This is a genomic window from Apilactobacillus xinyiensis (assembly GCF_019656235.1).
Taxonomy (GTDB): Bacteria; Bacillota; Bacilli; order Lactobacillales; family Lactobacillaceae; genus Apilactobacillus; species Apilactobacillus xinyiensis.
This window is the reverse complement of record NZ_BPLL01000013.1, coordinates 34,558-42,543: the sequence shown is the minus strand read 5'-3', so window position 1 is coordinate 42,543 and position 7,986 is coordinate 34,558. Positions and strand designations below refer to the sequence as shown.

The 7,986-nt window shown below is 30.2% G+C and carries 8 protein-coding genes; 2 read left to right on the top strand and 6 right to left on the bottom strand.

The genetic code is table 11. The features are described 5' to 3' along the window. Positions 1–93: 93 nt before the first annotated feature. From rny to K5Q11_RS04295, 3 genes are all read right to left on the bottom strand, one after another. Positions 94–1,671: a ribonuclease Y gene (rny, locus tag K5Q11_RS04305; RefSeq protein ID WP_220751357.1), complete on the bottom strand. Its 1,578-nt coding sequence runs from the start codon at positions 1,669–1,671 to the stop codon at positions 94–96. 77 nt (positions 1,672–1,748) lie between these two features. Continuing rightward, on the bottom strand, positions 1,749–2,702 hold the full coding sequence (locus K5Q11_RS04300) for an alpha/beta hydrolase (protein ID WP_251067912.1): 954 nt from the start codon (positions 2,700–2,702) through the stop codon (positions 1,749–1,751). Positions 2,703–2,806: 104 nt separating this feature from the next. Further along, the gene (locus tag K5Q11_RS04295; RefSeq protein WP_220751356.1) at positions 2,807–4,135 is read right to left on the bottom strand and encodes an ammonium transporter; all 1,329 of its coding nucleotides are present in this window, start codon (positions 4,133–4,135) and stop codon (positions 2,807–2,809) included. A gap of 190 nt (positions 4,136–4,325) precedes the next feature. Between K5Q11_RS04295 and K5Q11_RS04290 the strand changes: the two genes are divergently transcribed. After that, a complete protein-coding gene (locus K5Q11_RS04290) occupies positions 4,326–5,171 on the top strand; it encodes an SAM-dependent methyltransferase (RefSeq protein ID WP_220751355.1) in 846 nt (281 codons plus the stop codon). 218 nt (positions 5,172–5,389) lie between these two features. Here K5Q11_RS04290 and K5Q11_RS04285 read toward each other — a convergent pair whose 3' ends face one another. Beyond that, positions 5,390–5,854, bottom strand: coding sequence for a hypothetical protein (locus K5Q11_RS04285; RefSeq protein ID WP_220751354.1), 465 nt, complete (start codon positions 5,852–5,854; stop codon positions 5,390–5,392). Positions 5,855–5,878: 24 nt separating this feature from the next. Next, positions 5,879–6,280, bottom strand: coding sequence for a hypothetical protein (locus K5Q11_RS04280; RefSeq protein ID WP_220751353.1), 402 nt, complete (start codon positions 6,278–6,280; stop codon positions 5,879–5,881). A 92-nt stretch (positions 6,281–6,372) separates the two neighbouring features. On the opposite strand from K5Q11_RS04280, the gene K5Q11_RS04275 reads away from it, so the two are divergent. Next, positions 6,373–7,239 (top strand): RluA family pseudouridine synthase, encoded by an 867-nt coding sequence (locus K5Q11_RS04275; RefSeq protein WP_220751352.1) that lies wholly within the window; start codon positions 6,373–6,375, stop codon positions 7,237–7,239. 39 nt (positions 7,240–7,278) lie between these two features. Here the strand turns inward: K5Q11_RS04275 and rpiA are convergent, their stop codons facing one another. After that, on the bottom strand, positions 7,279–7,977 hold the full coding sequence (gene rpiA, locus K5Q11_RS04270; protein ID WP_220751351.1) for a ribose-5-phosphate isomerase RpiA: 699 nt from the start codon (positions 7,975–7,977) through the stop codon (positions 7,279–7,281). Between the last annotated feature and the right edge of the window lie 9 nt (positions 7,978–7,986).

Genomic DNA, 7,986 nt, shown 5'->3' with positions numbered 1-7,986 from the left:
TTTTAGTTGAATATTTTGACATAAAAAAACCGCCTTAAAAAATTAGATATTATGTCTAACTTTTTTAAGGCGGTACACATGAGAGTTACTTTTTTATTTAGCTATTTTTTTACGTTTACCAACATATTGAACCGCTCTCAATTTTCTAATAGTAGTAACCTTAATTTTACCAGGATATACTAATTCATTTTCAATGCGATTTCTTACATTGTCAGTAATTTTTTGACTTTGTTGGTCATCTACCAATTCAGGATTGACGATAATTCTAATTTCACGACCAGCTTGAATTGCATAACTTTCTTTTACACCACTTTGCTCATTAGCAATGTGTTCCAAACTCTTCAATCGATTTACATATTCTTCCACCGATTCACTACGAGCGCCTGGACGTGCACCAGAAATAGCATCTGCAGTTGCAACCAATTTAGAAATCAAATTATCAGCTTCAACATCACCATGATGTGAAGCAATTGCATTAATAACTACATCATCTTCACCAAATGCAGTTGTTAAGTCTACCCCTAGTTCAACATGCGTACCGTCGATTTCATGATCGATAGCCTTACCAATATCATGAAATACACCAGCTCTGCGGGCAAGGTTAACATTTAATCCTAATTCCGAAGCTAAAATACCGGCAATCTGTGCAACCTCAATTGAGTGATACAAGACATTTTGTCCGTAACTAGTTCGAAATTTTAATTTACCTAATATTTTTAGTAAATCTGGATTAACATGTTTAAGATTTAAAATGCGAGCAGCATGTTCACCAACAGCTCGAAGTTCATTATGAACATTTTGTGTGGAGATATTTACCTGTTTTTCAATTCCATTCGGTGTTATTTGGCGAGAAATAATCAATTTTTCTAAAACATTTCTAGTTATTTCTCGACGAATAGGATCGTGGGTAGCTATTTGCAAAAGTAATGGATCACGTTCATCAAATAATAAATCAGTTCCCGTTAGTGATTCAATAATTCTTAAGCACTGTTCATCGTGCATAATCAATTTTAATTTAATATCACCATTAGGCAATAAAACTGACTTATCAATGTGATTACGCGGTTCATCTTTAGGACCACGTTGAATTGAATCAATAATTAAATCATTGGCTATTTTATTGGCATTGGCTTTAATCTCTTCATTTTGATAACGAATTTCAACATCTTTTTCACGACTAAGTTCATTTTTAGCAGCGTTTAAAATATCCTCTTTAGCATCATATTTACTAATTTGACTTTGACTAGCTAACAATGATGCCCTTTGTTCTAGTAAACTTTCAGCATTATCTTGCAACTTTGACAGTTCTTGTTGAGCATCATCAATGTCGCTTTCTTGTGATTTTAAATATTCAGCATATTCTAATAAGCGATCCTTAGTCTGTGATAAATAATGTTCTCTTTGTTCAATTCGTTGTTGTCGATTACTATTTTCTTTTGCTTGATAATCAATATCTTCTTGCGTATTTAAACGATAATTCTCTGTTTCTTGATGACTTTCTTTAATAATTGCAGAACATTCGTTTGTAACTTTTATATTATTTTGTATTAAATAATCTTTTGCAGCTTTTTCAGCTTTTTTAATTTTTTGATTAACTTGGTACTTATCGAAAATAATTCCACAAACAACACTAACTAAGACCAAACACACTAAAAAACTTGTTTGTGCCAACTCATCTCCTCCTTTCTAAATATATTAACAGGGTTCATTATACTATTAAAACAACATGATTTTAAATCACAAAAGTATTAGTTCATATACTTATTAATAAATTGTTCCACTTTTTGATTATACAATTTAGGATTAGTTTGATATGCATCAGCATGTTTAGCACCCTTTACAATTAATAGTTCTTTAGGACCACGGGTGGCACGATATAAAGGATAAACCATTTTAGTAGGTACAAATGTATCATTTGATCCGTGTATGAACATCATAGGTAAATGATTTTTACGAACTTGTTTTAAAGCAGAACCATCATACATACTATAACCAGCTCTAACATGTGTAATGCTGCTTAAAATAGGAATAAGTGGCCATCTAGGAAATGCTGGTAAATGGTACAACTGTTGAGCTTGATAATTCAATTCATCCGTAATGCTAGTATAACCACAATCTTCAATGTAACCCTTTAACTGTGTAGGTACTTTTTCTCCTGATACCATCATAGTAGTTGCTCCACCCATACTAACACCGAACATGAATAATTTAGAGTTCTTACCAGTGTAATCAATAACTTTATGCATCCACTTAATGTAATCTAATCGATCAGGCCATCCATAACCAATATAATTACCTTCACTTTTACCTTGGCCACGTGTATCTGGAGTTAAAACGTTATACCCCATTTTATGAAACATGTAGGCATATGGAGCCATTTTTTCTTTATTTCCCATAAAGCCATGTGCAACAATTACTGTTTTGTTAGTTTTATGAGCAGCCGGTAAAAAGTTAGCATCTAATATAAGATTTCCACCAACTGATTGCTGTTTCCAAAGTATTTTTTTGGCATCGTTTTTATACCATTGTTCTCCAGGATATAGTGGAGATTTTTTAGAAACCGGTTTATTAGATATAAAACTTTTTTGTGATGGTACGACTGCTACATTATAAAAGTACATCCCAGCGCCAAATAATAAACCACCTAAAACAACAAGTAAGCCTAAAATTCCAATTAACCAATGTTTTAATTTTTTATTCAACTATTTCACCTTCAAGACCTTTTATTACATACAATATAGAATATTAAGCTAATTTTAAGCAAATTAAAAGCCTTATATGTTTATATAAGGCTTTCAACAAAGCATTATTTCAAATGCGAATGTGAATTAAGTTGTGCAAATTGTCCCTTAAATTCATCTGAGTGAATATACATATCACGTTTTCTTTCATCTAAATTATCAGAAATCTCAACAGTATAATCAGCATCTTCACCATGTTCAGTTCGGTCTAGACCTAATACTTCAGATTTATGATCAACACGCATTGGCATAAAAATCTTTAAAAATAAGATGATTATAGATGTCAAAATAGCAACAAATAAAATAGTTATCAGTGTTGCAAAAAGTTGAATGCCTAAAAGTTTAATCCCACCACCATAAAATAATCCATTGTTAGCTATGGAAGCATTCACATCTTTAGTTGCAAATAATCCAGTCATTATACTGCCTAAAATTCCACTTACTCCATGACAACCAAAAGCATCTAAAGCATCATCAATTCCAATTTTAGCTTTTAAATAATTAACAAATAGATAACTCACACAGGTTGCACATATTCCAATAACAAAGGCTCCAAAAACTGTTACATACCCAGCGGCAGGAGTGATTCCTACCAAACCACATAAAGTTCCTGTACAAGCACCAATCAATTGTGGCTTTTTAACGAAAATAATATCCAAGATCATCCATGCTACCATAGATGCAGCTGCCGATACAGTAGTTGTAATAGTTGCTTGCATAGCAACATTATTTAATCCAAAAGCAGATCCAGCATTAAAGCCATACCAACCAATCCATAAAATCGTAGTTCCTAGTAGAATCCAAGGTAAATTATAATGATGTTTTACAGTTGAATTTCGTTTTATTCTACGACCTAAAAAGGCTGATAATACAAAGGCTGTAATACCTGCATTAATATGTACTACTGTTCCACCTGCAAAGTCTAACGTCCCCAATTTTGCTAAAAATCCATTGCTAGACCAAACCATATGAACCATGGGATAGTAAATAAATAATGACCACAAAATTATAAAGAATGCCAAAAATTTAAATTTAATACGTCCCACTACCGCTCCTACAAACAACGCTGGCGAAATTATAGCAAAAAACATTTCAAAAATAGAATAAATACTAGTAGGAATTTTATAAGCAGTTAAAGCATTTAAATTGATCCCGTTCATAAATACATGATGGAGGTTACCAATAATTCCATAGTAATCACCTTCAAAAGATAAACTATACCCCACTAATATCCAAAGTAAAATAGCAATTCCTGTAATAAAAAATACTGACAACATTGTATTAACTACATTTTTTCTTGAAACTAATCCACCATAGAAAAAAGCTAAGCCTGGTGTCATAAATAAAACTAAAATACTAGCTAAAAACATAAAAACAGTACTGGCAACATCCATACTTTATCGCATCCTTTAAGTTTATGTTATAAATTATAACATTGTTTCTATAAAAAGATAGTATTATAAATGATAAACATTAAAAAAAGAGAAATTTTGCACTTTTATGTTATAAATAATGACATGAATTGCGTATAATCCTTTTTTACAATAGAATAATAATTAATCAATATAAGATTAGAGGAAAAATATGGATAAACGAAAACTATTAAAGAAATTAAAAAAGCAGCATAAGATAACTAAAGCTGTCCCTAAATACATCGAAAGAATGGAAAATTACCAAAAAATATACGCTGACTTCCCTGAAATCAAGTTTTTAATCAACAACATAATTGAAGCAGACCGATTAATAAGTAAAAATGAACTCCCACAAGACTTACCACCATTAATTTTAGCCGATAACATTCAAGACAAAATTTTTGAATACGTTAATAGTAAATATGCCCCAAATGACCCTCAAGGCGATAAATTGTGGAACAAGTTATCAAACAATTTACCTAAACTAGATAAAGATTTGCGATCCTTTAGAGATTATTTAGAAGCAGAATACGGAATGTGGGCTTATATATCTGCTCCCTTTATTCAAGATATTGCTAAATATGTTGATAATAAAAAAGGTTTAGAGATAATGGCAGGCAATGGTTATATTTCTAAGGGGCTAAGAAATTTAAATAAACAAATAATTGCTACAGATAGTATGGAATGGGTTAAAGAAAATGAAACTGGTAAGCATTTACTAACCCAAGTTGAAAAGATCGATGCACTTCAAGCAATTGAAAAATATAAAAATGAAATTGACTATGTAATTATGTGCTGGTCACCTGATGGCGTAGACATTGATGCTCAGGTTTTAAATAAGCTCCGTTCTATAGATTCAGAAATTGAGTTGATTGTGATTGGAGAAAAGAATGGTGCTACTAATTCTAAAAAATTCTGGGAAAAAGCTCAGTTCATAGAAAATAAACAAGTAATCAAATTAAATCAACACCACAAGCCATTCGATTTAATCCAAGATCAATTATATTTAGTAAAATAAAAAAAGGCATCCAACTTTTAGTTGGATGCCTTTTTTACGGCACTTATAAAATAAGTGGAAATATCAAACTTCACATATTCAACATTTCAAATACCCTACAATACGGTAGGAAAACGTATTCCGTTTGAAAATATCACTTAATCGCTTATAGCGAACTATTAATTAAAATAGCGTGATCTTCTCGACTCATCGCACTTAAATAATAACACACTTAACCATTATTTACTATCTTCTTTTTCAGATTCATTAAGTTTAATTGTTTCTAATTGCTTATTTAGCCATTTAGAAAAATCATCAGTAAAATCTTGGTCAATGAACTGTGAAGCTGAAGCTAACTTATCAATCCTTAACTTAGAACGATTAATATCTTCTGATTCAATAATCATATAAACTGATATATCTAAGTTATCATCATCTTTAATAATCTTACCAATATTTTTGACATATCTAAAAGGTAAGTTAATAATGTTATTTTGTAAATAAACTTTTGCATCTAAATCTGTAACATTTAACTCACAAGATTTAATTTCATTAGATTTAATACTATCTTTCATACTACTAACAAGTGGACTAAGGATTGATTTAGCATTACTTTGTAAATCAGCTTGTTTGGTAGCGAATTCATCAACAGCAAACTCGTTTTCAGAAAGTAAGTCTACCATTTTTTTCGCGTTAATTTCCATTTTATAAAACACCTTACCTGTTTTTTACTTTATGTTTCGCTTAACTATTCTTACATAGTCACTACGAATTTGTCCCCATGCAATACGATACCACATTAAGTTAACTATTATCCCTAAAATAGAAATAATAATCATTAAAATTTTAATTAATAAGTTAAAATGACTGTTTTGAAACATAACTATGAAAACTGTTGAAAAGTTCAATGTATAAATTGCAACTATTATACCTAATAAATGATATGCAAATTTCCAGTTAGCATATCCTAAAGCAATTGGTATTAAATACAAAACAATCGCTAAAATAATAGTTCTAAATACCCCATTATTATTTTCGATTCCTACAAATTTACTACTCATTAATATATCAACTATGATAAACATTAATAAAGAAATTCCCGATATTAATGTTATTTTATTTTTGTTCATAATTATCCTCCGTTAATATTATTATGGTTGTTATTTCTTTTGTAAAGCATTAAATTAAATATAACACACAAAAATATGAGGATTTTAAAAAAATGAACACTTGGTCATATCATTTAACCGTTAAAAGCAACAAGGAAATTAATATAAAAGATTATCTTTCAAAGAAGTTATTAATTCCTAAGCATCTAATTTACTCGTTAAGAAAAGACAAGCGCATATTAGTTAACCAAAAATATTTACCAATGAATTTTAATGTTAAGAATAGTGATAAACTCTCATTGAAATTTCAAGACAGTGATTTTAATCTACCTATACAAAATATTTTACCGGATGAATCCAGAACAATTCCCATAGTATATGAAAATGATGATTTAATAGTCGTTAATAAACCTAAAGGGATAAAAACCCACCCTAACTACAAATTAGAAAAAGGGACGCTGATGAACTTCATAGAAGCATACTTGAACCAAAAAAATCAGCATGCCTACATGATACATCGTTTAGATAAGGAAACTTCTGGACTAATCATTATAGGCAAAAATCCTGCAGTAGTACCTATCTTGATTCGATTAATAAAAGACAAAGCAATTAAAAGATGTTATTTAGCATGGGTAGAAGGTGTAGTTACTAAAAAACGAGGAGTTATCAATCAACCAATTGGATTAGATAGCCACGATCCGAGAAAAAGAAAAATAAACGGCGCTAACGCAAAAAATGCACTTACTAAATATAAATTAATAACCACTAAAAACAACAAATCATTATTAGCACTTGAACTAGAAACTGGCCGAACTCATCAAATTAGAGTGCATTTAAGTTCTATACATCATCCTATCATCGGTGATCCATTATATAATTCCAATAAGTATGATTGCAGAATGTTCTTGCACGCTTGGAAGTTAAAACTTATCTTACCATTTTCAATGAAATCGATAAGTATAAAAAATGAAATAAAGTGATTTTCATATATCTTGAAAATCACTTTATTTTTATAATATTTAGTTTAAAACTAATCTATCATCTAATTCAGATTTCTTTATATCCTTTTTAAGACCGCCAATTAATAATTCATTGCATATGTTTATAAATAGGCCATGTTCTACTACTCCAGTAAGATTTTCCAAAGCATTCGATAATGAGTTTAAGTCACTAACATGTTGTATATCAATATCAATAATATAATTGCTAGAATCAGTTAGAAGCCTTGTGCTATCGTCATTTAAGCGATAAGTAGGATTTAATCCCATTTCCTGCAAACAGTCAAAGATCCGCTGTGAACCAAATTTTATAACTTCAACTGGTAATTTAAAGTTTCCTAATTTTTTATGAAATTTACTAGAATCGATTATCCAAATATTGTATTTCGATTTACTTGCTACTATTTTTTCAAACAAGAGTGCTGCCCCGCCACCTTTTATACCATTTAAATCATAGTCAACTTCATCGGCACCATCAACGGTTACGTCAATTGAACTTACATCATCAATATCAACTACTTTTAAACCTAATAAAGATCCTAATTCACCTGATTTAATAGAAGTAGCAACACATACTATATTCATATGTTCTTTTTTAACTTTTTCAGCTAATAAACGAATGAAAATAGCTGCAGTTGATCCTGAACCTAAACCAACAACAGAGTTATTTTGTATTTTTTCAACAGCCATTCTAGCAGCTTGATTCTTTTCAATATTCATAAAATCACC